The organism is Bradyrhizobium sp. HKCCYLS3077, assembly GCF_051167555.1.
GTDB lineage: Bacteria > Pseudomonadota > Alphaproteobacteria > Rhizobiales > Xanthobacteraceae > Bradyrhizobium.
Map to the genome: position 1 here is coordinate 638,401 of NZ_JBNPTH010000001.1, position 24,546 is coordinate 662,946.

General features: G+C 66.0%; 22 protein-coding genes. 4 read left to right on the forward strand and 18 right to left on the reverse strand.

The window, feature by feature from the left end; all coding sequences use genetic code 11:
* Positions 1 to 49: 49 nt before the first annotated feature.
* The 6 genes from soxB to soxX form a co-directional block, all read right to left on the reverse strand.
* Entirely contained in the window at positions 50 to 1,798 is a 1,749-nt protein-coding gene (soxB, locus tag ACQR0Z_RS02755) for a thiosulfohydrolase SoxB (protein ID WP_434917621.1), read from the reverse strand.
* Between the two features lie 111 nt (positions 1,799 to 1,909).
* The gene (locus ACQR0Z_RS02760) at positions 1,910 to 2,239 is read right to left on the reverse strand and encodes a hypothetical protein (RefSeq protein ID WP_434856507.1); all 330 of its coding nucleotides are present in this window, start codon (positions 2,237 to 2,239) and stop codon (positions 1,910 to 1,912) included.
* Positions 2,236 to 3,081: a sulfur oxidation c-type cytochrome SoxA gene (gene soxA, locus ACQR0Z_RS02765; RefSeq protein WP_434856506.1), complete on the reverse strand. Its 846-nt coding sequence runs from the start codon at positions 3,079 to 3,081 to the stop codon at positions 2,236 to 2,238. The genes ACQR0Z_RS02760 and soxA overlap by 4 nt, the downstream gene beginning before the upstream one ends.
* Positions 3,078 to 3,389 (reverse strand): thiosulfate oxidation carrier complex protein SoxZ, encoded by a 312-nt coding sequence (gene soxZ / locus ACQR0Z_RS02770; RefSeq protein ID WP_434856505.1) that lies wholly within the window; start codon positions 3,387 to 3,389, stop codon positions 3,078 to 3,080. The genes soxA and soxZ overlap by 4 nt, the downstream gene beginning before the upstream one ends.
* Positions 3,390 to 3,403: 14 nt before the next feature.
* Positions 3,404 to 3,898, reverse strand: coding sequence for a thiosulfate oxidation carrier protein SoxY (soxY, locus tag ACQR0Z_RS02775; RefSeq protein WP_434856504.1), 495 nt, complete (start codon positions 3,896 to 3,898; stop codon positions 3,404 to 3,406).
* Positions 3,899 to 3,918: 20 nt separating this feature from the next.
* Entirely contained in the window at positions 3,919 to 4,257 is a 339-nt protein-coding gene (gene soxX, locus ACQR0Z_RS02780; protein WP_434856581.1) for a sulfur oxidation c-type cytochrome SoxX, read from the reverse strand.
* 154 nt (positions 4,258 to 4,411) lie between these two features.
* Here soxX and ACQR0Z_RS02785 point away from each other — a divergent pair, with 154 nt between their 5' ends.
* A complete protein-coding gene (locus ACQR0Z_RS02785) occupies positions 4,412 to 5,089 on the forward strand; it encodes a DUF938 domain-containing protein (RefSeq protein WP_434917622.1) in 678 nt (225 codons plus the stop codon).
* A gap of 195 nt (positions 5,090 to 5,284) precedes the next feature.
* Here ACQR0Z_RS02785 and ACQR0Z_RS02790 read toward each other — a convergent pair whose 3' ends face one another.
* Positions 5,285 to 7,363, reverse strand: a complete 2,079-nt coding sequence (locus ACQR0Z_RS02790; protein WP_434917623.1) for a prolyl oligopeptidase family serine peptidase — start codon at positions 7,361 to 7,363, stop codon at positions 5,285 to 5,287.
* A 189-nt stretch (positions 7,364 to 7,552) separates the two neighbouring features.
* Between ACQR0Z_RS02790 and ACQR0Z_RS02795 the strand changes: the two genes are divergently transcribed.
* The gene (locus ACQR0Z_RS02795) at positions 7,553 to 8,782 is read left to right on the forward strand and encodes an MFS transporter (RefSeq protein ID WP_434876053.1); all 1,230 of its coding nucleotides are present in this window, start codon (positions 7,553 to 7,555) and stop codon (positions 8,780 to 8,782) included.
* Positions 8,783 to 9,046: 264 nt separating this feature from the next.
* On the opposite strand, the gene ACQR0Z_RS02800 is transcribed toward ACQR0Z_RS02795, so the two are convergent.
* Positions 9,047 to 9,592 carry a carboxymuconolactone decarboxylase family protein gene (locus ACQR0Z_RS02800; RefSeq protein ID WP_434876052.1) on the reverse strand — a complete coding sequence of 182 codons (546 nt, stop codon included), beginning with the start codon at positions 9,590 to 9,592 and terminating at the stop codon, positions 9,047 to 9,049.
* Between the two features lie 154 nt (positions 9,593 to 9,746).
* Here ACQR0Z_RS02800 and ACQR0Z_RS02805 point away from each other — a divergent pair, with 154 nt between their 5' ends.
* Both ACQR0Z_RS02805 and ACQR0Z_RS02810 read left to right on the forward strand, forming a co-directional pair.
* Positions 9,747 to 10,931, forward strand: coding sequence for an acyl-CoA dehydrogenase family protein (locus tag ACQR0Z_RS02805; RefSeq protein ID WP_434876051.1), 1,185 nt, complete (start codon positions 9,747 to 9,749; stop codon positions 10,929 to 10,931).
* 149 nt (positions 10,932 to 11,080) lie between these two features.
* Positions 11,081 to 12,220, forward strand: a complete 1,140-nt coding sequence (locus tag ACQR0Z_RS02810; protein ID WP_434917624.1) for an acyl-CoA dehydrogenase family protein — start codon at positions 11,081 to 11,083, stop codon at positions 12,218 to 12,220.
* A 446-nt stretch (positions 12,221 to 12,666) separates the two neighbouring features.
* Here ACQR0Z_RS02810 and ACQR0Z_RS02815 read toward each other — a convergent pair whose 3' ends face one another.
* From ACQR0Z_RS02815 to ACQR0Z_RS02860, 10 genes are all read right to left on the reverse strand, one after another.
* Positions 12,667 to 13,179, reverse strand: coding sequence for a fasciclin domain-containing protein (locus ACQR0Z_RS02815; protein ID WP_434876049.1), 513 nt, complete (start codon positions 13,177 to 13,179; stop codon positions 12,667 to 12,669).
* A 999-nt stretch (positions 13,180 to 14,178) separates the two neighbouring features.
* Positions 14,179 to 15,216: an amino acid ABC transporter substrate-binding protein gene (locus ACQR0Z_RS02820; protein WP_434917625.1), complete on the reverse strand. Its 1,038-nt coding sequence runs from the start codon at positions 15,214 to 15,216 to the stop codon at positions 14,179 to 14,181.
* A 66-nt stretch (positions 15,217 to 15,282) separates the two neighbouring features.
* On the reverse strand, positions 15,283 to 15,876 hold the full coding sequence (locus ACQR0Z_RS02825; protein WP_434856496.1) for a L,D-transpeptidase: 594 nt from the start codon (positions 15,874 to 15,876) through the stop codon (positions 15,283 to 15,285).
* 109 nt (positions 15,877 to 15,985) lie between these two features.
* Positions 15,986 to 16,114 (reverse strand): DUF2474 family protein, encoded by a 129-nt coding sequence (locus tag ACQR0Z_RS02830; protein ID WP_434917626.1) that lies wholly within the window; start codon positions 16,112 to 16,114, stop codon positions 15,986 to 15,988.
* On the reverse strand, positions 16,114 to 17,124 hold the full coding sequence (gene cydB, locus ACQR0Z_RS02835) for a cytochrome d ubiquinol oxidase subunit II (RefSeq protein ID WP_434856494.1): 1,011 nt from the start codon (positions 17,122 to 17,124) through the stop codon (positions 16,114 to 16,116). The genes ACQR0Z_RS02830 and cydB overlap by 1 nt, the downstream gene beginning before the upstream one ends.
* Positions 17,121 to 18,524 carry a cytochrome ubiquinol oxidase subunit I gene (locus ACQR0Z_RS02840; RefSeq protein WP_434856493.1) on the reverse strand — a complete coding sequence of 468 codons (1,404 nt, stop codon included), beginning with the start codon at positions 18,522 to 18,524 and terminating at the stop codon, positions 17,121 to 17,123. Before ACQR0Z_RS02840 ends, cydB begins: the two co-directional genes overlap by 4 nt.
* A 347-nt stretch (positions 18,525 to 18,871) precedes the next feature.
* Positions 18,872 to 19,483: a sigma-70 family RNA polymerase sigma factor gene (locus tag ACQR0Z_RS02845; protein WP_434856492.1), complete on the reverse strand. Its 612-nt coding sequence runs from the start codon at positions 19,481 to 19,483 to the stop codon at positions 18,872 to 18,874.
* A 240-nt stretch (positions 19,484 to 19,723) separates the two neighbouring features.
* On the reverse strand, positions 19,724 to 20,473 hold the full coding sequence (locus tag ACQR0Z_RS02850; protein WP_434856491.1) for a response regulator: 750 nt from the start codon (positions 20,471 to 20,473) through the stop codon (positions 19,724 to 19,726).
* Positions 20,470 to 22,215 (reverse strand): ATP-binding response regulator, encoded by a 1,746-nt coding sequence (locus ACQR0Z_RS02855; protein WP_434856490.1) that lies wholly within the window; start codon positions 22,213 to 22,215, stop codon positions 20,470 to 20,472. The genes ACQR0Z_RS02850 and ACQR0Z_RS02855 overlap by 4 nt, the downstream gene beginning before the upstream one ends.
* The gene (locus ACQR0Z_RS02860) at positions 22,185 to 24,170 is read right to left on the reverse strand and encodes an ATP-binding protein (protein ID WP_434856580.1); all 1,986 of its coding nucleotides are present in this window, start codon (positions 24,168 to 24,170) and stop codon (positions 22,185 to 22,187) included. Before ACQR0Z_RS02860 ends, ACQR0Z_RS02855 begins: the two co-directional genes overlap by 31 nt.
* Between the last annotated feature and the right edge of the window lie 376 nt (positions 24,171 to 24,546).

A 24,546-nucleotide genomic window follows, 5' to 3' on the forward strand; every position in this document is an offset into this window, starting at 1 on the left:
GCGGTCATCCATGCGCCGCAGAACGCCGCGCTGCATCGCGCCATGCCGTTCAGGATTGCGATGCGTATCCGGGATTGCCGTCGACGCCTGACAGCGTGACCTTGTTGGTTCCCACCAGCACCAGCTGGCCGTCGCGCAGATGGTTGGCGACGAGATCCCACACCGGCTTGCCGTCCTGCGCGTTCATCGAGGCCCAGCCGGCGACCTTGTAGCTCTTGTGCGCCTCCAGGCGGTGGCCATTGGCGAGCGTGAGATCCGAGATGCGGCGGCCGATCGCCTCCGACGGCGAGCAGCGGTACGACAGGCCCCCGACGCGCACCATGTCGCCGCCCTGCTGCAGATAGGGATCGGCGTTGAAGAGATTGTCGCAGACGTCCTCGAGCACGTCCTTGATCTGCGCACCCGTCATCCGCTGCACATAGGTCTCGGGATAGGTGATCGCGGTCTGCGCCAGCACGTCCTCCATCATGACGGATTGGCCGGCCAGCACCGTCGGCCCCCACCGGAACCCCGGCGACAGCGCGATCTCGGCATCGAGGCCGCGCCGCAGCGCCGCGCAGATCAGGTCGTCGGTCGGGCCTTCGAAATTGCCGCGGCGGTACAAGAGCCGGTCCGACGTCGCGAGCTTTTCGCTCCAGGCGGCGACCTGCGGCTGCTGCATCTGATCGATCAGCGCCTGCATCGCCGGGTCGGGCTTCAGCAGTTCCGAATATACCGGCAGCAGCCGATAGCGGGCATCGGCGACGTGTCCCTTGCCGATGTCGAGATCCAGCACGGCGAGGAATTTGCCGTTGGACCCGGCATTGGTGACGAGCGTCGCGCCCTTGGCGTTGCGGACCGCGACCGGCTGCGGAATCGCATCGTGGGTATGGCCGCCCAGGATGACGTCGATGCCGGTGACGCGGCTCGCGAGCTTGAGATCGACATCCATGCCGTTGTGCGACAGCAGGATCACGGCGTCGACCTTGTCGGCGCCGCGCAGGGCATCGACCAGCTTCTGCAGCTCCTCCTCGCGGATGCCGAAGGTCCAGTCCGCTGTGAAGCGGCGCGGATGCGCGATCGGCACATAGGGAAAGGCCTGGCCGATGATGGCGACGCGCGCGCCGCCGATCTCCTTGATCGTGGCCGGCTTGAACACGCGACCGGAGCCCGGATCGAACGCCTTGGCGTCGTTGAACGCGGCCTCCTCGGTGAGGAACACGTTCTGCGCCAGGAACTCACCCTTGAAGCGGGCGAGGTTGGCGCGCAGCGCCTGCTCGCCATAGGTGAATTCCCAATGTCCGGTCATCGCATCGATGCCGAGCAGGTTGGCCGCGCTGACCATGTCGGCGCCGCGCATCGCATGGGCGAGCCCGCTGCCCTGCCAGAGATCGCCGCCGTCGAGCAGCAGCGAGCGATGATCGCCGGCGTCACCGCGCAGCTTGTCGATCAGCGTCTTCAGATGCGCGAAGCCGCCCATCTTGCCGAACCGGCCGGCATATTTCTCGAACTCGAACGAGGTGAAGGCGTAGGATTCGGCGCTGTCGGGACGGATGCCGTAGCGATCGAGAAAGGCGCGCTCGACCAGATGCGGCGGCTTTCCCCACATCTCGCCGATGCCGAGATTGACGCTCGGCTCGCGGAAGAACACCGGCCGCAGCTGCGCATGCGTGTCCGTGATGTGCAGGATGCGCGCGTTGCCGAACTTCTCGATGTCGTAGAGACTGACGGTCTCGGCAGCGCGGGCGTTGCGCAGCAGCGCTGGCGCGGCGAGCGCAGCGGCACCTGACCATCTCAGAAAATCCCGGCGCCGAATCATGGCTCGCGTCCTAGCTCATGATGCGATTCCACGGAATCGCGTCATGATCCATCCTTTTTGTTCGAGCGTGAGGCTTCGGAAAACCGCTGGCCCAATTTTCCGGATCATGCTCTAGCGGATCTCCAAGTCTCTCCAGCGCTGCTTCTCGCTGGTGGCCTGGACGATCGAGGCCTTGGCGAGCGCCTCGGCCTCCTGCGCGGATTTCAGCGCCTGGTCGAAATTGCCGGACTCCGCCGCCTTCTTTGCAGCATTCAGTGCGGCCTGGGTCACGGTCCATTGGTTGCGCAGACGTCCGGCTTCCTTGTTGGCGCTCTCGGCCGCCGCGAATGCCGTGAGGTAATCGGCTTCCGACGCGGCCCGCGCGGAGCCGGCGCAGACCGCGGACACCATCATGGCGAACACGATCTTTTTCATGACGTTTGCCGCCGAGATATTTCTCATGGCCGCGCTCCCGGACCTGAAACCGGCAGGCCGTTCGATACGTAAGACAGATAGTATTCGAGGTTGCGGTACTCGTCCGACTGCGGCTCCAGCGGCACGGCGCGGGTCTGGCTGTTGCACGTCACGATGCGGCGGCTGATCGTGCCCATGCCGCTCCATTCGGAGCGGTAGATCGGCATCGCGTTGAGGATGCCGAGCGCCGGCGCCAGGATCTCGGCGCGGATGCGCTCGCCGGGGCTCTGCACATGGCAGCTCGCGCAGGAGAAGTTCAGCTGGCCGCGGCGGGTGTAGAAATACTCCTTGCCCTTCTCGAAAGCCTCCAGCGCGCGGGGATCGTCGGGAATCCTGATGTCGAAGCGCTTGCCGCGCGAGGTGTAGGCCATGTAGGCGGTGAGCGAAGCCATCTCGTCCTTGACGTAGGAATAGGGCGGTTCGCCATTGGCCTCGCGGCAGCGGTTCAGCGCCAGCTCGAGCGTGACGACCTTGCCTTCCTTGTCGTCGAAATACGGGTAGGTCTGGCGGATGCCGATGCCGCCGTTCGGGAAGCAGTCGGCGTAGGTCTTGCCGTTCTTGAACGGCTTGGCGAACATCTCCTTGCCGGCCTCGAGCGCGAACTCGTAAGGAGGAAACTGCTCCTTCTCCTCCCACTGCTTCCGCATGTCCTCGTTCATCGAATACGGCCCGTTGACGAAATCGTCGAACGCCACCTTCGGGAACTTCTTGATGAAGAACTGCTGGAACGCCTTGGCGTCGGCCGCCGGGTCGGGCTTGTCGGCGGCAACGGCCGGTGCGCCGAGGCCGATCAGCGCGGCGAGGGCGAGAAGCGGGCGCAGGCGCATCATTGGATCGTCGCTGACAGGCTGTCGGTCGCGCCCTTGTTGTCGACCCAGCTCACCTTGAGCTCGTCACCCTTGGCCGCGCCCTTGAAGGCGAACTTGACGTAAGGATCCTTGGAGACCGCGGTGCCCCAGTCGGCCAGGAACACGGTCTTGTCCTTGTGCGTGAAGGTGAGCTGCTGGATGTAGTGCGCCGGAATGACCTCGCCCTTGGAATCCTTCACCAGGCCCGTATCCATCGGGTGCTGGATCAGGGTCTGAACCTCGGTGATCTCACCATTCAGGATCGCGCGGACGCGAATGCTCGCTGCCATGATCGTTCTCCCCCTTAGCCGCCGCAGCCGCCGACGGTGACCTTCACTTCCTTGGTGGCGCTGTAGAGCTTGCCGCCTGATTCGACGAGCGCGATGACGCTGGAGGTCTTGGCCATCTTCAGCCGGTTCGCCACCGCCGGCACGGTGCCTTCGGGGATCTTGTAGGTCGCGGCCAGCGCGTTCGGGTTCTCGGCGACGATGAACGCGATCGAGGTGACGTTCGGCAATGTTGTCGACACCGCGATCGGCACCACGCCGCCGTTCTCGGCAATCTCCGGCGCATCCAGCTTGATCTTGTCGGAGGCCTCGTGATCCCGGCCGTACAGCGCCTTGATCGCGTCGCCCGCGTTCTTCTGCTTGAAGGCGTCCTCCGGATATTTGTTGTCGTTGGTGGCGGCGAAAGCCGGCGTCGCGTGCAGCACGGCGTTGCCGAGGCCGATCAGCGCGACGAGGCCGGCGCCCTTCAGGAACAGGCGGCGATGGGCCAGCGGGCCGGACGAGGCGGACATGTGTATCTCCAGGCGGAAAGTCAGAGGGTCTGCAGGAAATCGACGATGGCGCTGATTTCCTGCTCGGTCAGGATGCGGTTGCGGCCGAACGGCGGCATCACGGTCAGCGGATTGCGAACGGTCTCGTCGTTGAGGATCGCGATCAGCTCGGTACGGTCGTACTTCGCTTTGAGGTTCTCGAGCTTCGGCCCAATCGAGCCCGGCAGGTCGCCGCCCTTGATCTCATGGCAGGTCAGGCAGTTGCCCTTGCTGCGGTCGAAGGCCAGCTTCTGGCCCTCGGTGGCGCCGGACTGGGCGTAGGCGGCCGCGGCAAACGAAGACATGGCGAGCGAAAGCCCCAGCGCCAGGGCGGTACGCATGACGGATGTGATCAAGATGGAGTTCCGACGGCTCGGTGATGTCAGCAATATAGCGGCTGCAAAGCATAAAGACCATCGGCTGACAATGCGGGTATGCTGGCCGCCGCAACGCGGTTAACGAGAGCCGTTCATCTGGACGGCCGGGGAGTTCGGAATGGCGGAGTATGTCGTGGAGTTCGGCCGGGACGGCCGGCGGGTGGAACCGGATGGACGGCTGGATGCAGCCGCGTTTCACCGCAACCACCAGCCGATCTGGGCCGTGCTGGCACGGCTGCTCGACGGCCGCTCCGGCGACGTGCTGGAGGCCGGCAGCGGCACCGGCCAGCATGTCGTGCATTTTGCCTCAGAGCGGCCGGACCTGACATGGTGGCCGAGCGACCTCAACGACAATCATCTCGCGAGCATCGCGGCGTGGCGCAGGCACGCGGGGCTGTCCAACATCCGCGACGCGCAGCGCATCGATTTGTCCGATACCGGCTGGGTCGGCGCATTCCGCGCCGCCGGCGGCCCTGCGCAACTGACCGCGATGTTCTGCGCCAACGTCATCCATATCGCCCCGTGGCCGGTGGCGGAGGGCCTGTTCGCGGGCGCGGGGCAGGTGTTGTCGCCGAACGGACTGCTGGTGCTCTACGGCCCGTTCAAGCGCGACGGCAAGCACACCGCGGTCAGCAACGCCGTGTTCGATACGTCGTTGCGCGAGGGCAATCCGGACTGGGGCGTCCGCGACATCACCGATCTCGAAGCGCTCGCCGCGCGCAACGGCTTGGTCTTGCGCGAGACGGTCGAGATGCCGGCCAACAACATGATTCTGGTGTTCGGGCGGGCTGCGTGAGTTGTCGACGGTGTTTCACCAACGTCGTCCCGGCGAACGCCGGGACCCATAACCACAGGGTCCAGTTGTGACGCGAGATCGGCGTGACATCTGTCCTCGCAACAAACTCCTGCTGCGGAGTATGGATCCCGGCGTTCGCCGGGACGACAGCGGTGGGTGGAGCCGGCAGCGCGCTCTGCAACGACGCGTCGCCGCTCACTCCATCTCCAGCCCCACATGCCGCGCCAGGAAACGCGTGCCCAGCGTGATGAAGCTGGCGCGTTCGCGGTTGTCGGTGCCGTAGCCATGGCCGCCTGCGGCGGGCTCGTAGAACCAGGTGTCGTAGCCCATGGCCTGCAGCTTGGCGGTCATCTTGCGCGCGTGGCCCGGATGGACGCGGTCGTCGCGGCGCGTGGTGGCGATCAGGATCGGCGGATAAGGCTGGCCGGGCGTCGCGGTGTGATAGGCCGAGTAGGTCTGCAGCCAGCCCCACTCCTGGTCCTTGTCCGGATCGCCATATTCGGCGATCCAGCTCGCGCCGGCGAGCAGCTTGGTGTAGCGGCGCATGTCGATCAGCGGGATGGTGCAGAACAGCGCGCCGAAGCGCTCGGGGTAGCGCACCAGCATGTTGGTGATCAGGATGCCGCCATTCGAACCGCCTTGCGCGGCGATGCGCTTCGGCACGGTGACGCCGCGGCGGACGAGGTCGGCGGCGACGGCCGCGAAATCATCATGCGCGAGCCGCTTGCCGGCATAGCGGCCGGCATCGTGCCAGGCGGTGCCGAACTCGCCGCCGCCGCGGATGTTGGCCTCGACGAGCGTCCCGCCGCGCTCCAGCCACAGCTTGCCAAGCGCGGCATTATAGGCGGGCAGCAGCGTATGGCCGAAGCCGCCATAGGCATTCATATGCACCGGCGCATCGCCGGTCGGCTCGGCGGGGCCGGTCTGCGTGTAGGGAATCTTCACGCCGTCCACCGAGACCGCCTCGTGCCGCGTGACGACGTGTCCGTCGGCGGTGAACGTCCGTGGCGCCTGCTTCAGGACCACCGGCGCGCCGAGGTTTTCGATCAGTTGCAGCGACGGGGGAGTCAGCGGATCCTGGATGCTGGCCAACAGATCGCCATTTCCGGTCAATTCGTCGGAATCGAGCGGCCAGACGTTGACGGTGGCGAGCGTGGGCAGTCCCGGCAGCGGTTGAGAACTCCAGCCCTCCGCCGACGGCGTCCACACCTCGAATTGCGGCCGCAGTTCGTCCAGGATCGATAGCACCAGGCGGCCGCCGGCCCAGGACAGGCCCTGCAGCGCGCGCCGCGCGCTGGGCTCGAACAGGCGGATGAATTCGCGCGAGCCGGCGAGAAACGCCGACAGCCTGATGCCCAGCACGACGTCGGCCAGATGCGTGACCGCATCGATGGTCCAGGGCTGGCGCAGCTTGATTGCGATCCAGTCGCCATCCGGTGTGACCCAGCTGTCGCTCGGCACGTCCAGCCGCGTGACCGCGCCGCTGGCATCGCCGAGCCAGAGCTGATGGTTGAAGAAATCGAGCCCTTCCGAAAACCACACCCGCGCCGGCGTCACGCTGCGGTCGACACCGGCGCGGACCCAGACCGACTGGCCGTTCTCGGCCGCGAAGATCTGCTTCGCCGCGGCGACGGGCTCCCCGCGCCGCCACAATCGCACCGTGCGCGCATAGCCGGACGGCGTCGCCATGCCCTCGCCGAACGCGCTCGACAGCAGCAGCGTATCCCGGTCGAGCCAGTCGACGCTGCCCTTGGCCTCGGCCAAGGCGAAGCCGCCGTCGACGAAGCGTTTGGCCGCCAGGTCGAACTCGCGCAGCACCACGGCATCGCTGCCGCCGCGTGACAGCGACAGCATCGCGCGCTCATGTGCGGGCGGCAGGCTGGAGACCCAGTTGAGCGCCCAATCCTCGCCCTCATCAGTCGCGAGGCGGTCGATGTCGAGCAGCACCTCCCATCGCGGTTGCGCTGTCCGGAACTCGTCCAAGGTCGTGCGCCGCCACAGGCCGCGCGGATGCGCCGCGTCCTTCCATTGATTGTACAACAGCCCGCCGCGCCTGGAGACGAACGGGATGTTGTCGGGCCGGTCGAAGATCGCGGCCAGCGCGTCGCGGTCGTGTTCGAAACCGGTATCGCCGAACGCGGCCAGTGTGCGCTGGTTTTGCGCCGCGACGAAGGCCAGCGCGCGGTCGCCCTCGATGTCCTCGAGCCACAGATACGGATCGTCATCGGGGGCCGCGAGCGTCGGACGATCGTCGATTGAATCATCGATTGACATGGCTCAAGCTCCGCATCCGCCGTGACCCGATAATACCGTCGGCCTGATTAGCCGCCGCGGCCGCCGCTGTCGACTCACGCATCGGGCTGCATGGCTTGTCCCCGCTGCGGCCGGTTGCCTCCTGCGCGGGCTTCCCGCAATAGTGCGGCCAGCAGAGCAGGCGCGCCGCCGCGCAGCCGGACATTCGAGATGATCGACCTCACCGTGACCGAAGACACTTCCGATGATGCGCGCGCGCGCCGCAACGTCACCCGCCTCGCCGCCGCCCAGGCACTGACCGGCGCCAACTCGGCCGTGATCTTCGCCACCGGCGCGATCGTCGGCGTGACCATCGCACCGGACATCGGGCTCGCGACGGTGCCGATCTCGATGTACGTGGTCGGGCTTGCCGCCGGCACCTTGCCGACCGGCGCGATCTCGCGCCGCTACGGCCGCCGTGTCGCGTTCCTGATCGGCACCGGCTGTGGCGCGGTGACCGGCGTGCTCGGCTGCCTTGCCATTCTCCGCGGTTCGTTCGCGTTGTTCTGCCTCGCGACCTTCCTGGGCGGTCTCTACGGCGCCGTCGCACAATCCTATCGCTTCGCCGCCGCGGATGGCGCCAGCGCCGCGTTCAGGCCCAAGGCGGTGTCGTGGGTGATGGCGGGCGGCATCTTCGCCGGCCTGCTCGGTCCGCAACTCGTGCAATGGACGATGGACGTCTGGCAGCCTTATCTGTTCGCCTTCAGCTACCTGATCCAGGCGGCGGTGGCGCTGATCGCGATGGGCATCGTCTTTGGCGTCGATCTGCCGAAGCCGCAAGCCGCCGATCTGCACGGTGGCCGGCCGCTGTTGGAGATTGTGCGCCAGCCGCGCTTCATCGCCGCCGCGCTCTGCGGCACCATCGCCTATCCCGTGATGAACCTGGTGATGACCTCGGCGCCGCTGGCGATGCAGATGTGCGGTCTCACCGTGTCGGATTCCAATTTCGGCCTGCAATGGCACATCGTGGCGATGTACGGCCCGAGCTTCTTCACGGGCTCGCTGATCGCCCGCTTCGGCGCGCCGGTCATCGTCGCGCTCGGGCTGGCGCTGGAAGCGGTCGCCGCGATCATCGGGCTGTCCGGCCTGACCGCGATGCACTTCTGGGCCACGCTGGTGGCGCTCGGCGTGGGCTGGAATTTCGGCTTCGTCGGCGCCTCCGCGCTGGTGCTGGAGACGCATACGTCCGCCGAACGCAACAAGGTGCAGGCGTTCAACGATTTCCTGATCTTCGGCCTGATGGCGCTGGGCTCGTTCTCATCGGGGCAATTGCTGGCGCATTTCGGCTGGTCGGCGGTGAACCTGGTGGTCTTCCCGCCGGTGCTGCTGGGCCTGTGCGTGCTGGCGCTGGTTTGGTCGTCGAAGCGGCGGGTGGCTGCGAATGTGGTCGAGCGGAGCTAGAAGCCGCGCGCTCGGTGCGCCCCCCTCCCCCTTGCGGGGAGGGGTCGGGGGTGGGGGTCCACGAACCGTGCTCTCTCGATAGACAAAGAGTGAAATCTGCCGATCGGTGGCGGTGTCTCCAGACCGAACACACGTCTGTATCGTTGCGGGGCGCGCCTCACTGAGTTCAGCGCCCGGAGACCCCCACCCCCGACCCCTCCCCGCAAGGGGGAGGGGATTGCACCGTCTTCGCGGTGACAGCGACGGATCGCAGCTCACAGCTGATCACTTCAACTCCGACACCTCGCCGTCCGGCAGATCGAACTCGAACGCGTTCAGCGTCATCGACACCATCGTGTAGTAGCCGCACAGGCCGATGATTTCGACCAGGCCGCGTTCGCCGAGCGTGGCGATCGCCTCCGCATACAGCGCGTCCGTCAGCCCGTGCCCCTCATGCAGCGACTTGGCGACGTCGTAGATCATCTGCGCCTTGGCATCGGAAAAGTCCGGCGTGCGGCGGTCGCGAATGTCCTCGATGATCTTGATGTCCAATCCGCCCGCCAGCGCCAGGCGCTTATGCGCGTACCATTCGTAATGCGCAGTCCAGTGCCGGGCCGTGACGAGGATCGCGATCTCCGACAGTGCGGCGGGAAACACCGTGTCGTAGCGCAGGAAGGCGCCGAGCCGGGTCGCGTGCCGCGCCATCTCCGGGCTGTTCAGCCAGGCCATCATCGGCGGCGGCGGCGAGCCGCGCTTGCTGGCGATCGACTCGTCATAGGTCTGGCGCTGGTCAGCGCTCATTTCGCCAGGCGAAAGAAGTTTCAGGCGCATGGTCGTTTCCTCGTATTTTCACGCGGCGGCATCATGACCATAGATCGCCGGACAAGGCGAGGGCGCCCGCGGCGACATCGATGTTGAATTCCCTGACGCGCTGAGGTTAGGTCGTTCCAACGACAGCAAACATGGAAACGCGCGAGGATCAGATATGGCCGATCTCGACACATTCCGCCGCGAAACGCGCGCCTGGCTCGAGGCCAATTGCCCGCCGGAAATGCGCCGGCCGATGACGTCCGACGAGGACACGTTCTGGGGCGGCCGCAACGCGAAATTCTCCTCCGAGCCGCAGCGCATCTGGTTCGAGCGCATGCGCGACAAGGGCTGGACGGTCCCGCATTGGCCGAAGGAATATGGCGGCGGCGGCCTCGACGGCGAGGAGGCGAAGATCGTGCGCCAGGAGATGGCGGCGATCGGGGCGCGCGCGCCGATCACCTCGTTCGGCATCTCGATGCTCGGACCGGCGCTGCTGAAATACGGCACCGAGGCGCAGAAGCGCGAGCACCTGCCGAAGATCACCGCCGGCCTCATTCGCTGGTGCCAGGGCTATTCCGAGCCGAATGCCGGCTCCGATCTCGCCTCGCTGCAGACGCGAGCCGAGAGCGACGGCGACGACTACATCATCAACGGCCAGAAGATCTGGACCTCCTACGCCAACTACGCCGACTGGATCTTCTGCCTGGTGCGCACCGATCCCACGGCGAAGAAGCATGACGGCATCAGCTTCATCCTGTTCGACATGACCTCGAAGGGCGTGTCGACGAAGCCGATCCTCTTGATTTCCGGCCGCTCGCCGTTCTGCGAGACCTTCTTCGACAATGTCCGCGTGCCCAAGGCCAATGTGCTCGGCACCGTCAATCGCGGCTGGGACGTCGCAAAATATCTGTTGCAGCACGAGCGCGCGATGATCTCCGGCATGGGCGAGCGCGGCGGCAGCCGGCCGCTGGGTCAGGTCGCGGCCGACTCGGTCGGCAGCGATGCGCAAGGCAGGCTCGACGATGCGCTGCTGCGCGCTGACATCGCCACCTTCGATGTCGACGAGGCCGCGCTTGCGGCCGCCGCCGAGCGCATGGTCGATCTCGCCAAGGCGGGGCAGGGCCATCCGGCATTCTCGTCGGCGATGAAGTATTACGGCACCGAGCTCAACAAGCGCCGCCACGAGATCCTGATGTCATCAGGCGGCATCGATGCGCTGGAATGGGAGAGCGAGCGCTCGCACGAAGGCGCCCGTCCGCGCGCCTGGCTGCGCACCAAGGCCAACTCCATCGAAGGCGGCACCTCCGAGGTCATGCTCGGCATTGTCGCCAAGCGCATCCTCGATCTGCCGGGGGCGTAGTTCGCCCCCACACTCCGTCATGCCCGGGCTTGACCCGGGCATCCACGTCCATCCGTGCATAAGGACGACGTGGATGGCCGGGACAAGCCCGGCCATGACGAGCTGAAAGAGCTTCGCTTCCAAACGAACACCGACACTGGACAGCCGCCATGCCCCTCCTCCTCACCGAAGAACAATCCATGCTGCGCGACAGCGCGCGCGGCCTGATCTCCGATCACGCGCCGGTCGCTCACTTGCGCAAGCTGCGCGACACGCGCGACGAGACCGGCTTCTCGCGCGAGCTCTGGGCGACGTTCGCCGAGATGGGTTTCGCAGGCCTCCTGGTTCCCGAGGAGCATGGCGGCTCCGGACTCGGTGCGGTCGAGGCCGGCGTTGTCATGGAGGAGATCGGACGCACCTTGATGCCCTCGCCGTTCCTGGCGACGTCGGTGCTGTCGGCATCGGCGCTGACCCGCGCCGGCTCGGCCGCTCAGAAATCCGAGTATTTGCCGAAGATCGCTGGCGGCAAGCTGCTTGCGTCGCTCGCGCTCGACGAAGGCGCCAAGCATCGGCCGCTGCACACGGTGCTGCAAGCCGTGCGCTCGGGCAACGGCTTCAGGCTCAATGGCGCCAAGGCCATGGTGGTCGACGGCCATGTCGCTGATCTCCTGCTCGTCGTGGCGCGCAGCGCCGGCGCGCCGGGCGAGCGCGACGGCCTGACGCTGTTCCTGGTCGACCCCAAGGCGAAGGGCGTCGCGATCGAGCGCACCATCATGGTGGATGCGCACAATGCCGCGCGCGTCACTTTCGACAATGTCGAGGTCAACGCGGATCACGTGCTGGGCGAGGTCGACGGCGGCGCCGCCGTGCTCGGCGGCGTGCTCGATCTCGGCCGTGGCGCGGTCGCCTCCGAGATGGTGGGCCTGAGCGAGGAGGTGTTCGGCCGCACCGTCGCCTATCTCAAGGAGCGCAAGCAGTTCGGCAAGGCGATCGGCGAATTCCAGGCGCTGCAGCACCGTGCCGCGCAGCTCTACATCGAGATCGAGATCACCCGCGCCGCAGTGCTGAAGGCGCTGCAGGCGCTCGAGGCGGATACCAGTGCTGCAACGGCCGCCGTCGCCGTGGCCAAGGCCCGCGCCGGCGCCACCGCGACGCGCGCGGTGCAGGAGGGCGTGCAGATGCATGGCGGCATGGGCATGACCGACCAGTTCGACATCGGCCTCTTCATGAAGCGAGCGCGCGTGTGCGAGGAGCTGCTGGGGGATGCGAATTACCACGCGGCGCAGCTGGCGGAGCTGAGGGGGTACTAAGCCAATCCCGTTGTTGGCCTCGCTTTGGCTCCGCTCTCCACTGTCATCGTCCGCGAAGGCGGACGATCCAGTACGCCGAGGCAGCTATGATTTGTCGAGGCGCCGCGGCGTACTGGGTACCCCGCCTGCGCGGGGTACGACAGTCTCTGTGTGTCAGCCGAGGTGGCGCCACATCCACCGCCCGTCATCCCGGCGAACGCCGGGATCCATAACCACAGGGCGATGTGGCGACGCGCGCTGGTAGCTCCAGCGGTCGCCAAATTCCAGGCGGTGGTTATGGGTCCCGGCTCAAAGGCCGGGACGACACCGTTGTTGTTGAGACCGTATCGGCCCTCATAGGTCAGTTGCGTCCCCGCTATCTTGAACGTCGCGACGTCGGAGCTCACGAACAAAGAGCGCGACGTCATCGACGGCGCGCTCTCGTTTCAATCAATGTTCTCGCCGGATCAGTGATGCATCGCGGTCTTGGCCGGCGGCAGCAGCACCTTGTCGATGACATGGATGACGCCGTTCGAGGCGACGATATCGGCCTGGACGACATGGGCGTCGTTGACCTGCACGCCGAAGAAGGTGCCGTCGACGGCCACCGGCTGGCCCTGCGCGGTCTTGACGCTGAGCTTCTTGCCGGCGACGTCGCCCGCCTTCACCGCACCCGGAATGACGTGATACTTGAGGATCGCGGCGAGCTTGCCCTTGTTCTTCGGCTTCAGCAGGTCCTCGACGGTGCCCGGCGGAAGCGCTGCGAACGCCGCATCGGTCGGCGCGAACACGGTGAACGGGCCCTTGCTCTTCAGCACCGGCACGACGCCCGCGGCCTTGGCGGCGGCGACCAGCGTCTTGAACTGGCCTGCGCCGACGGCGGTGTCGACGATGTCAGCAGCGCGAGCAGCCGTGGCGGAGATGGAGAGCGCGCCGACCATCAACGCGCCGGCCACGAACGAACGGAATCCCAGCGTCATTCGAGTGTTTCCCTGTCAACTGAACTGATGAGTTGGCTGATGCGCAAAAGGGATTTGCAGCCCCTGTTCGCCCTGTCCTCCAGGTCGCACCAGCCTGACCGGATTGGTCGAGTTCGTTACGACCGATGCGATCGGATGGATTTGAGAGCGCGTTCACGAACTCGTGAGCGCGTTGCGGAGCCTCGGTAGCGGAGTGCGCGAGAGGCATGATTCTGCGGGACGAGTTACGCCATATCAGCAGGAGCTTTGCCCGTCGTGCCAATTTGTCGCAATCCGACGGGCGTTGTGTCGTCGGGCAAATCAGCTGCACAGTCTGCCGGTCTTGGCCCACAAGAGGGACGCTTCGCGATCGTCACGAGTGTCGGGCTGATGATGCGATGGCCGCATCGGATCGCAGCGCGTGTGAGCGTGCCGACGAACGATTCCGATGCGGACGTGAAAGTGCGTGGTCCTGGCGCCCCGAGGCTGGCGTCAAGCTCGCGACGATGCTGGCGCATCGCGCGGGCGACGGTGGCTAACAAGCCGGACACCGGGGAGAGCGCGCCATAAGCGTTAACACCATCGCGCAGGGAAGGCCGGGTTGTCCCGGCTGAGCCTGTGGTTCCTGCCGCCTGCAATTTTTTTCGCAGGCGGGCCGCAGGTGCCAGTCGGCACCTGGCCTTCCCTGCGCCCTCGATTTGGAAGAGGGCGGAGAAATGAGCAAAGCTCGGACGCGGAGAAGCGTCGCGAGGATGAGTTTGCTTATGCGATGTCGTTTGTCGGATTTAGCTCTCGTTGCGCGGGCGGTACGCTCCCTCTCCCCGTTCTTACGGGGAGAGGGTTGGGGTGAGGGGCAGACGCACGGGTGGTGTGAGCGGAGAGACCTGTACCCCCTCACCCGGATGTCATCTTGCGATGCCATCCGACCTCTCCCCGCAAGCGGGGCGAGGTACACCGAGCGAGCCGCTCATGATGTGGACTCACGTCCGCGACTTCGGCAAATGCCGGCGTCCGTCGGCCCTACCTGATCGGCGGCGCGTATTGCACGCCGCCCGCGTTCCACAGCTGGTTCATGCCGCGCGGGATCTTCAGCTTCGACTCGCTGCCGACGTTCCGCTCATAGACCTCGCCGTAATTGCCGACATGGCGGATGATGCGGGCGGCCCAGTCCTTGGTGAGGCCGAGGTCCTGGCCGTAGGTGCCCTCATTGCCGACCAGCCGCATCACGTCCGGCTTCTTCGACTTCAGCGCCTCGTCGATGTTCTTGGAGGTGACGCCGAGTTCCTCGGCGTTGATCATGGCGTACAGCGTCCACTTCACGATCATCATCCAGTCGTCGTCGCGCTGGCGGACCACCGGCGCGAGCGGCTCCTTGGAGATGACGTCGGGCAGGATGTCATGATCGTTCGGCTTCGACAGCGTCAGCCGCAGCGCATAGAGCTGCGAGACGTCGGCGGTGAAGGTGTCGCACTTGCCGTTGTCATAGGCCTTGAGGACGTCCTCGAGCTTGGGCAGCTTGACCTCCTCGTACTTCATGTTGTTGGCGCGGAAGTAGTCGGAGACATTGAGCGCGTTCGTCGTCGAGTCCTGCACGCAGACCTTGCTGCCGCTCAGGTCCAGCGCGGTCTCGAGCTTGCGCGAGCGCGGCACCATGAAGCCCTGGCCGTCGTAATAGGCGACCGCTGGGAAATACAGGTCGAAATTCTGCTCGCGCGCCATCGACCAGGTGGTGTTGCGCGAGAGGATGTCGACCTTGCGGCTCTGCAGCTCCTTGAAGCGCTCATTGGCGTCGAGCGGCACGAACTTCGCCTTCTTCGGATCGTCAAAGATCGCCGCCGCGACCGCGCGGCAGAAATCGACGTCGAACCCGGTCCAGTTGCCCTTGTCGTCGGGGATCGAGAAGCCGGGCAGGCCGGCATTGACTCCGCACAGCACCTCGCCGCGGCGGATCGTCCGCTTCAGGGTGCGGGTGTCGTACATTTCGTAGGTGACGGCGAAGGCCGCGACGAGGACAGCGACGGCGAGCCCGATCAGCAGGCCGCCTCGGAAAGTGCGCATGATGAATCTCTTTCGGAAAATGTCAGGACAAAGCGATGGCTGAATGTCCGGCGGCAGGCGCCGCCGTCACAGTTCCGGCTTCTGCCGCACCACGACCTTGGTGCCGACGGGCACGCGGTCGTAGAGATCGGCGACATCGGCATTCACCAGGCGGAAGCAGCCGGAGGAAATCTTGCTGCCGATGGTCCAGGGCTGGTTGGTGCCGTGGATGCGATACACGGTGGTGCCCAGATACATCGCGCGGGCGCCCAGCGGATTGCCGGGACCGCCGGCCATGAAGCGCGGCAGATAGGGCTGGCGCTGGATCATTTCCGGCGGCGGCGTCCAGTCCGGCCACTCGGCCTTCTTGGTGATGCTGAGCAGGCCCTGCCACTGGAAGCCGTCACGGCCGACCCCGATGCCGTAGCGGATGGCGCGGCCGCCCGGCTGCACCAGATAGAGGTGACGCTCGGCGGTGGAGACGATGATCGTGCCCGGCGGCTCGTTGGTGCGGAAGTAGACGACCTGCTTGCGCCACTCGGGATCGAGCTCGTAGCCGTCATCGGCGACCAGGCCGGGCTGATCCCCGGGATCGTCGGACTGGGCAAAGCTGTGCGATGTGGAAAGCGCCAGCGCGATGATGGCGCTGGTGGCACACAGCAGGCGACGGAAACTCGGCATTCAAAGCTCTCCTCAACGGACCCCTGCGAAGCTTGCCCGATCAAATCCACCCGCCAAATTTCAGGGGCAAATTCGCAGCAAAGTCAAGGTGAGCGAGCGTGGCCGACCGTCATCCAAGCTTCATCCAGAGTCGCAGCAGGGTGGCCACCGCGCCGACGGTGGCCACGCCGGCGAGCCACAGCGCGACGAACCAGGCGAGGCGCTTGGCGAGCGGGGCGGGAGGTGGTGACGGCGGCATCAATGATAGCCGGCGTCGTGGCCGACCTTGCCGCGAAACACCCAATAGGCCCATCCGGTATAGCCGAGGATCAGCGGCACCAGCACCAGCACGCCGGGCAGCATCATCAACTGGCTGCGCTCGGGCGCCGCCGCCTGCCAGATCGTGACGCTCTGCGGCACGATGTAGGGATACATGCTGATGCCGAGGCCGGCATAGGACAGGAAGAACAAAGCGAGAGCCAGAAAGAACGGCCAGCCGTCGTGCTTCTGGGCGAGATTCTTCATCAGCAGCACGGTGACGCCAATGACGGCGAGCGGCACCGGCGCGGTCAACACGATCGCGGGCCAGCTGAACCAGCGCTGGGCATATTGGATGGTCAGCAGCGGCGTCGCCAGGCTCACGGCGGCGATGGCGAGCAGCATCATGAACAGGAGCACCCAGCTGATGCGGTAGGCCTTGTCGCGCAGGTCGCCCTCGGTTTTCAGGATCAGCCAGGTGGCGCCGAGCAGCGCGTAGCCTGCGACCAGCGACACGCCGGTGAGGATGGAAAACGGCGTCAGCCAGTCCCACCAGCCGCCGGCATAGTGCCGGCCGTCGACATGCACGCCCTGCAGGATCGCGCCGAGCGCGATGCCCTGCGCCAGCGCCGCGACCCAGGAGCCGCCGGCGAAGGCGATGTCCCAGAGATTGCGTGTGCTGCGCGTGCGCCAGCGGAATTCGAAGGCGACGCCGCGGAAGATCAGCCCGACCAGCATCGCGATCAGCGGCGCATAGAGCGCCGGCAGCAGGATGGAGTAGGCGAGTGGAAACGCCGCCATCAGCCCGCCGCCGCCGAGCACCAGCCAGGTCTCGTTGCCGTCCCATACCGGCGCGACGGTGTTGGTGATGATGTCGCGGTCGTGCTTGCCCGGAAACAGCGGGAAGAGGATGCCGAGGCCGAGGTCGAAGCCGTCCATCACGACATAGATGAAGACCGCGAGCGCGATGATGAAGGCCCAGAGCGTGGCGAGATCGACGGCGACGCTCATGATCCCGCTCCCTGCACGACGCCGGCGGCCGGTGTGATGCCGGCTGATCGCACCGGCTCCGTGCCGCTCGGGCCGGGCTCGCCGGGATGCGGCGGGTCAGCCATCAGGCGCAGGATGTACGCAACGCCAGCGGCGAAGATGATGAAATACACGACGATGAAGGCGATGAGCGAGGCGCCCACGGCCGGTGCGGCCAGAGGCGAAACGGAGTCCGCCGTGCGCAGCAGCCCGTACACGGTGAACGGCTGGCGGCCGGTCTCGGTGGTGACCCAGCCGGCGATCACGGCGATGAAGCCGGCGGGACCCATCGCAATCGCGAAGCGATGCAGGCCGCGATTGATGTACAGCCGGCCGCGCCAGCGCTCCCACAGGCTGAATAGGCCGAGCGCCAGCATCAGCATCCCCAGCCCGACCATGATGCGGAACGACCAGAAGGTGATCGGCACCGGCGGCCAGTCCTTGCGGGGCACGGTGTCGAGCCCGGCCATCGGCGCGTCGATCTGGTGCTTGAGGATCAGCGAGCCGAATTTGGGAATGCCGAGCGCATATTTCAGCTCGCCCTTTTCCTGGTCGGGCCAGCCGAACAGATACAGCGGCGCGCCGTCCTTGTGGCTCTCGAAATGGCCCTCCATGGCCATGATCTTCACCGGCTGGTGCTCGAGCGTGTTCAGGCCATGCTGATCACCGACGAAGATCTGCAGCGGCGCCACCAGCGCCGCCATCCACATCGCCATCGAGAACATCACGCGCGGGCCCGGCAGATGCGGATTGCGCAGCAGATGCCAGGCGCCGACCGCGCCGACCACCAGCGAGGTCGTGAGATAGGCCGCCAGCACCATGTGGACGAGCCGATACGGGAAGGACGGATTGAAGATCACCTTGAGCCAGTCGACCGAGACGAACTGGCCCTCGGCGTTCACGGCGTAGCCGGCCGGCGTCTGCATCCAGGAATTGGCCGAGAGGATCCAGAACGCCGAGATCAACGTGCCCACGGCGACCATCAGGGTGGCGAGGAAATGCAGCTTCGGCCCGACGCGCTTGAGCCCGAACAGCATGACGCCGAGGAACCCGGCCTCGAGGAAGAACGCGGTCAGCACCTCATAGGCCATCAGCGGGCCGATCACCGGTCCGACCTTGTCGGAATAGACCGACCAGTTGGTGCCGAACTGGTAGGACATCACGATGCCGGAGACAACGCCCATCGCGAACGCGATGGCGAAGATCTTGAGCCAGTAGTTGAAGACGTTGAGGAAGACGTCCCGCCCCGTCCACAGCCACAGCGCTTCCAGCACCGCAAGGTAGGAGGCGAGCCCGATCGAGAAGGCAGGGAAGATGATGTGGAAGGTGACCGTGAAGGCGAACTGCGCGCGCGCGAGCTCCACCGCATCCAAACCGAACATCCGCGACCGTCCGTCATTGCAGGGCGCGCCCGGCCCTTCTCGCGCGGACCATTGCACCGGGACAAGGCGATATCAAATGGTCAAATCGCCCTATACCGACCCCACAAAAGACGAAGACCCGGCGGGGGCATCCGCCGGGTCTTCGGAGCAACCTTGGAGGTGGAATTTGCTCGCTCAAAACCGGGATCAGCTGGGGGACTGACGTCCGGTTGATGGGTCACGTTCTAGCGGTCGAACTTTTCCGAGTGATTGCGCCGAATGTTTCAATTGTTTCGTTCGGCGATTTTCTTGGTGTCGTCGTCACGGGAACCCGCCGGGACACCGGTCCCGACGAGAAGGAAGCGATATCAGGCCGCCAGGCTATGAACGCCGGCGCCGCGCAGGAGTTCCGCGAGGTGCTTGCGGGCGTAGAACATGCGGGTTTTCACCGTCGACTGCGGGATGCCGATGATCTGGCCGACCTCTTCCACGGACTTCTCATGGTAGTAGATCAGGGTGATGATCTCGCGATGCGCCGGCGACAGCTTGGCGACGCAGGCGCGCAGGATGGCGCTGGTGGTGGAGCGCTCGAGCGAGGTCTCCGGCGTGTCGCTGTCGTCGGCGATCTCGCGCACCTCGTCCTGGTCGATGTCCTCGAAGCGGCGCTGGCGCAGCGCGGTCAGCGCCTTGAAGCGGGCGATCGAGAGCAGCCAGGTCGAGACCTGCGAGCGGCCTTCGAACTGCTTGGCGGTGCGCCAGACGTCCAGGAACACCTGGCTGACGAGGTCCTCGGCAATCGTGGTGTCGCGGACGATGCGCAGGATGAAACGATAGACCCGCACATTGTGGCGCGCATAAAGCGTGTGCATCGCGGTGCGGTCACCATCGGCAATGCTCTCCAGGAGCATGTCGTCCGTGGTCGCCTGGGCCGCGATGATGCCCCGGCTGGCGGCGGAATTGATGGCAACGACGTTCTGCATGTCACTCTCCCGTTCCGCCGCCCCCTTGCGGCGTTTCGACGGGTGGGATTGTTACGGGGGCCCCGTTTCGGGACGTCTGCACCAAAGCAGGAAAATGGTTTCGTCGACCGGCAGAAATGTTTCGTCGCGCCGCACATCGCGAAACAGTCGTGGCGGAATTGTGCCTTATTCCAAAATGCGGAACGGAATCAGCGCCCAAGCCGGCTGCTGATGTCGCGCAAGCCCCCGCGCAGGGCCGATTCAGGCCTTATCGCCGGCCGGAGAAAACAGATAGCCGCCGCCACGGATGGTGCGGATCACCGCCGGCTTCGCGGGATCCGGCTCGATCTTGCGGCGAATCCGCATGATGCGCAGGTCCACGGCACGGTCGAATGCCTCGGCGTCGCGGGCATTGGCGAGCTCCAGCAGCCGTTCGCGGGACAGTACCCGCTTCGGATTGGCCGCGAATACCTTGAGCAGGCCGAATTCAGAGGCGGTCAGCGGATGCTCGTTGCCCTCGTCGTCGCGCAACGCCTGGGCATCGAGATCGAGCCATTTGGTCCCGAACCGCACCAGCTGCGGGTCCGGGGCCTTGGCCGGGGCGGGCTCCGCGACAGCCGCCACGGCGGCGGCTTTGGCCGGGACACTGCGACGCAACACGGAGCGGATGCGGGCCATCAATTCGCGCAGCTCGCAGGGCTTGGCGACATAATCATCGGCGCCGAGTTCGAGCCCGACCACCCGGTCGATCGGACTGGCCGTGGCCGTCAGCATGATCACCGGGATGTTGGTGCGGCCCTTGAGATCGCGGATGATGGAGAGGCCATCCTCCTCGGGCATGTTGAGGTCGAGCACGACGAGATCGGCGGGCCCGGTCTCGATGGCGCTGCGCAAGCTTTTGCCACCGTCGCACAAGGTCACGGTGAAACCGTGCATCTTGAGGTAATCACCCACCATCTCGCGGGCGGGCGCCTCGTCGTCGACGATGATGATGTGCTGGCTCTGACTCATGACAACTCGGCCGCCGGCAGTGTGATGGTGAAGGTTGACCCCGCTCCCGGCCCATCGCTCTTGGCCGTCACCTCGCCACCATGCATGTCGACGATGCGTTTGACAATCGACAGGCCGAGCCCGGTCGAGCTCTCGCCCGCGGTCGGCTTGGCCGACAGTCGCTGGAATCGCCCGAACAGCCGTCCGAGGTCCTCCGGCGACAGGCCGGCGCCCTGGTCGGTGATGCCGATGCTCGTGTTGTCCCCGTCGCCGCTGACGTCGACGCTGATCCGGCCGCCGATCGGGCTGTATTTGATGGCATTGCTAAGCAGATTGTCGATTGCCTCGCGAACGCGGTCGATGTCGCACATCGTCGACAGCTGCGGCGGCGCGGACACGGCGATGACCTGCTGCTTGTTCAGCGCCAGGGGCTGGTTGGCCTCGACCACCTCATGGACCAGCGCGGCGATATCGACCGGCTCGCGGCGGATGGTGATGTCGAACGCATCGGCCATCGCGTCCGAGATCAGATGGTCGACCATCGAGGTGAGCCGCTTGGCCGCGTCCCGGATGTGGCCGATCTGGCTGGTGATGCCCTCGGCCGAGGCGCCGGTCGCGATCAGCTCGGTCAGCATCTCGGTGCGGCCGAGGATCACGCCGAGCGGATTCTTCAGATCGTGCGCGACTGTGCCCAGGATCTCGTTCTTGAAGCCATTCGCACGCTGCAGCCGCAGCCATTGCGCCGACAGCCGCCGGTTGGCCTGCATCAGCGCGCGGGTGCGCTGGGCGACGCGGTCCTCGAGCTGGGTGTTGGCCTCATGCAGCTGCTGATAGAGGATCACGTTGTCGAAGGCGATCGACAGGCGGCTGGAGAAGATCTCCACCAGCGAGCGATCCGTCTCGGACAGCGGCCGCTCCGCCTGCAGCAGCACCACCACCTCGCGCCCCGAGCCGGTGCGGACATAGAGCACGGTGCGGTGATCGGCGAACTCGTTGCTGCGCTGCCGGAACGCGGCCTCGACCATGTCGCGAAGATCGGGGTCGAGCGAGCGCGAGGTGACGGCGCCGGAGAAGCGGCTGTAGCAGCCGGAGCCGGCCAGCACCGAGAAATCCTCGGTCTGGCTGCCGTCGTCGCGCAGTACGAGGATTCCGGCGCAGTCGACGTTGAGCAGGGAGGCGATCTGCGTGAGCACGCCCTCGGCCAGCCGCTGCATCGACTTGAAGTCGTAGAGTGTCGAGGCGGCGTCGATGATGATCTCGAGGCCGCGCCTTGTCTGCACCATGCGCTCGAGCTGCTGGTAGCTGCGCAGCGCCGCGGTCAGCGAGGTGAACAGCTTGTCGGCCGTCAGCTCGGTCTTGGCCTTGTAGTCGTTGATGTCGTATTGGACGATGACGCGCCGCTCCGGCGCTTGGCCGGGCTGTCCCGTGCGCAGGATGATGCGGACGGTCTCGTTCTTGATTTCGTTGCGGATGTATTCGACGAGCTCGAGGCCTGCGACGTCGGTCTCCATGATGACGTCGAGCAGCACCGCGGCGATGTCGCTGTGCTCCCGCATCAGGGCGCGCCCCTCGGCGGCCGAATAGGCGGAGAGGATCTCGAGGCCCTGGCCGTTCAGGCTGTAGTCCGACAGCGCAAACCGCGTGCCCTCGTGCACGGCATGGTCGTCGTCGATGACGGCAATTTTCCACTTCCGGGCCGAACGGTCGTCCTCGTCGAAACCGGCATCCTCGATCAGCTGGAGGACATCGTCCTGTTCGGCCATTGCGTCGTTCCGTCACCCATTGCCGTCTCGGCGCCGCCCTTGGCGACCCGCGGCATGATAATCCGAAAGGTGGTGCCTTGTCCCTCGCGGGATTCCAGCATCATGCGGCCGCCGAGCTGCTGCGTCACGAGGTTGTAGACGATATGCAGCCCGAGGCCGGTGCCCCCTTCGTTGCGGCGGGTCGTGAAGAACGGGTCGAACGCCTGCCGCTGCACGTCGGGGGTCATGCCGGCGCCGTTATCGGCGAAAATGATCTCGATGTCATCCGTCCCGCGCGGCCGCGCCGTGATCGAGATCGTTCCTGAGCGGCCGTCGGCGAAGGCATGGTTGACGGCATTGAGGAAGAGGTTGGTCAGGATCTGGCCATAGAAGCCGGGATAGCCGTCGATGAAGAGGCCCTCGGGGACATCGACCTCGAGCGTGATCGGGGCGCGCTTGAGCACCGGCTTGAGGCTGGTGATGATCTGATCGGTGGCCTCGCCGAGCAGGAACGTCCGCCGCTCCGCATGGGAACGGTCGACCGCGACCTGCTTGAACGACTGGATCAGTTCGCCGGCGCGCTGCAGATTGGCGACCAGTTGCACCGAAGCGTCGCGCGAGGAGCGCACGAATTCCTCCAGTTGCGACCGGCGCAGGCCGCCTTCCGGCGAGCGCAGCGCCGCCTCGAACATCTCGACCCGGCGCGCGAAGCTCGAGGCCACGGTGAGGCTGATGCCGATCGGATTGTTGACCTCATGGGCCACGCCCGCGACGAGGCCGCCGAGCGCGGCGAGCCGTTCGGCATCGATCAGATTCCGCTGCGCGGCATTGAGCTCGAGCAGGGCGCTTTCGGCCTTCTCCTTGGCGGTGCGCAACTCGTCCTCGGTCTTGCGCTTGGCGATCGCGTTCTCGCGGAAGGTTTCCACCGCGCGGGCCATCGCGCCGACCTCGTCGCGCGCTTCGGTGCCCTGGACCTTGCGGTCGTAATCGCCGAGCATGATCGCGCGCATCGAAGCCATGATCTGCTGCAGCGGCAGGCGGATCGACAGGGCGATCAGCACGCCCGCGGACAGGATGATGCCGAGGAAGATCACCGCGATCGACAGCACGCGGCGCGAGATGTCCTTCAGCGTCTTGTCGAAGGTCGCCTGCGCCTTCTGCTCGTGCTGGCGCATCTTCACCGAGAGGTCATCGATCGCGCCGATGGTCTCGGCCTGGCTCGCATCGATGGTGTTGCGCAGGAGCTCGGTGCGGTTCGTCAGTTGGTCGGTGAGCTTGGAAAAGCCGGCGCGCAACGCCGCGGTCCGAGCCGACAGCCGCTGCAGCGCGAGCCGCTGCAGATCGTTGTCGGCCAGGCTGGACATCACCGGAATGGTCTTCTCGATGGTTTCCGTGTTGCGGCGGGCATCGTCGGCGGAGGCGGGCGCGAGCGACAGATAATAGGAGTTTGCGGCCACCAGCATGGCCGTGAAGGCCTCGCGAGACTTGCCGAGCGACGGCCAGATCTCGGCGTCGCGATGGCCGGTCGCGCCCTCGATCACCGAATAGAGCCCGGCAATGTCGCGGGCGGGGCCGAGCACTTCCTCCTCATAGGTCTTGGAGATCGTCGCCTGCAGTGCGCGCAGTTCGCCGAAGCCATCGAGAAAGCGCACCGTGACCCGCTCCAACTCCTCCACCGAGCCCGACAGCATCGGATCGGTCGAGGCGCGCGTGGTGAGCGTGCCGAGCACGGCCTCGCGCAGCAGCAGGATCTCGGCAAACAGCTCCGGGCTCGGCTGATTGATGTAGCGGTGGATCAGGTTCTGCAGCCGGCTGGTTTCGCTTTCCAGCAGAGCCAGCACCTTGTCGGATTCGCGGACCTGGCGGACATCGTCCCAGGCGGTGCCCAGCACTGTGGCACCGTTCCAGATCAGCGCCGCCAGCACGATCACGACCGCCGAGTTGAGGGCGGCGATCGACAGGATACGCCAGCGGATCGGAACGGCCCGCAGCACGCGAACGATCCGCGCCCGGCCCAGCACCGCCAGGCTCAACGGCCGCTTGACGGATCCCGGTTGCTCGGACCGCGCCACGATCGCTACCTCAGGCCGCGCGAGCGGAACCCGGCCGCACGCCAGCTTCCGCGCGTCGACCGGCTCGAATGCTGCGCCGCAGCCAATTGCGGCGACGGGCGGCGGCGCGCGCCTGCCAAAGGCCGCGCGAACACCGGCGCGGCGTCCACTCTCGAGATCGACGAAAGACGGGCGCAGTACACAGGCAACACTTTCCCCTTGATGATGAGGTCGGCCTGGAAACGAAAAGGTTCAACGGGGGTCCCGAGCAGGTGCTATAAGGCCATTCTGACGCCAAAGC

What these genes read in the sequence shown, in the direction of transcription:
- soxB (WP_434917621.1), bottom strand. Translation starts at nt 1,798, where the DNA reads ATGATTCGGCGCCGGGATTTTCTGAGATGGTCAGGTGCCGCTGCGCTC.
- ACQR0Z_RS02760 (WP_434856507.1), bottom strand. Translation starts at nt 2,239, where the DNA reads ATGAGAAATATCTCGGCGGCAAACGTCATGAAAAAGATCGTGTTCGCC.
- soxA (WP_434856506.1), bottom strand. Translation starts at nt 3,081, where the DNA reads ATGATGCGCCTGCGCCCGCTTCTCGCCCTCGCCGCGCTGATCGGCCTC.
- soxZ (WP_434856505.1), bottom strand. Translation starts at nt 3,389, where the DNA reads ATGGCAGCGAGCATTCGCGTCCGCGCGATCCTGAATGGTGAGATCACC.
- soxY (WP_434856504.1), bottom strand. Translation starts at nt 3,898, where the DNA reads ATGTCCGCCTCGTCCGGCCCGCTGGCCCATCGCCGCCTGTTCCTGAAG.
- soxX (WP_434856581.1), bottom strand. Translation starts at nt 4,257, where the DNA reads ATGCGTACCGCCCTGGCGCTGGGGCTTTCGCTCGCCATGTCTTCGTTT.
- ACQR0Z_RS02785 (WP_434917622.1), top strand. Translation starts at nt 4,412, where the DNA reads ATGGCGGAGTATGTCGTGGAGTTCGGCCGGGACGGCCGGCGGGTGGAA.
- ACQR0Z_RS02790 (WP_434917623.1), bottom strand. Translation starts at nt 7,363, where the DNA reads ATGTCAATCGATGATTCAATCGACGATCGTCCGACGCTCGCGGCCCCC.
- ACQR0Z_RS02795 (WP_434876053.1), top strand. Translation starts at nt 7,553, where the DNA reads ATGATCGACCTCACCGTGACCGAAGACACTTCCGATGATGCGCGCGCG.
- ACQR0Z_RS02800 (WP_434876052.1), bottom strand. Translation starts at nt 9,592, where the DNA reads ATGCGCCTGAAACTTCTTTCGCCTGGCGAAATGAGCGCTGACCAGCGC.
- ACQR0Z_RS02805 (WP_434876051.1), top strand. Translation starts at nt 9,747, where the DNA reads ATGGCCGATCTCGACACATTCCGCCGCGAAACGCGCGCCTGGCTCGAG.
- ACQR0Z_RS02810 (WP_434917624.1), top strand. Translation starts at nt 11,081, where the DNA reads ATGCCCCTCCTCCTCACCGAAGAACAATCCATGCTGCGCGACAGCGCG.
- ACQR0Z_RS02815 (WP_434876049.1), bottom strand. Translation starts at nt 13,179, where the DNA reads ATGACGCTGGGATTCCGTTCGTTCGTGGCCGGCGCGTTGATGGTCGGC.
- ACQR0Z_RS02820 (WP_434917625.1), bottom strand. Translation starts at nt 15,216, where the DNA reads ATGCGCACTTTCCGAGGCGGCCTGCTGATCGGGCTCGCCGTCGCTGTC.
- ACQR0Z_RS02825 (WP_434856496.1), bottom strand. Translation starts at nt 15,876, where the DNA reads ATGCCGAGTTTCCGTCGCCTGCTGTGTGCCACCAGCGCCATCATCGCG.
- ACQR0Z_RS02830 (WP_434917626.1), bottom strand. Translation starts at nt 16,114, where the DNA reads ATGCCGCCGTCACCACCTCCCGCCCCGCTCGCCAAGCGCCTCGCCTGG.
- cydB (WP_434856494.1), bottom strand. Translation starts at nt 17,124, where the DNA reads ATGAGCGTCGCCGTCGATCTCGCCACGCTCTGGGCCTTCATCATCGCG.
- ACQR0Z_RS02840 (WP_434856493.1), bottom strand. Translation starts at nt 18,524, where the DNA reads ATGTTCGGTTTGGATGCGGTGGAGCTCGCGCGCGCGCAGTTCGCCTTC.
- ACQR0Z_RS02845 (WP_434856492.1), bottom strand. Translation starts at nt 19,483, where the DNA reads ATGCAGAACGTCGTTGCCATCAATTCCGCCGCCAGCCGGGGCATCATC.
- ACQR0Z_RS02850 (WP_434856491.1), bottom strand. Translation starts at nt 20,473, where the DNA reads ATGAGTCAGAGCCAGCACATCATCATCGTCGACGACGAGGCGCCCGCC.
- ACQR0Z_RS02855 (WP_434856490.1), bottom strand. Translation starts at nt 22,215, where the DNA reads ATGGCCGAACAGGACGATGTCCTCCAGCTGATCGAGGATGCCGGTTTC.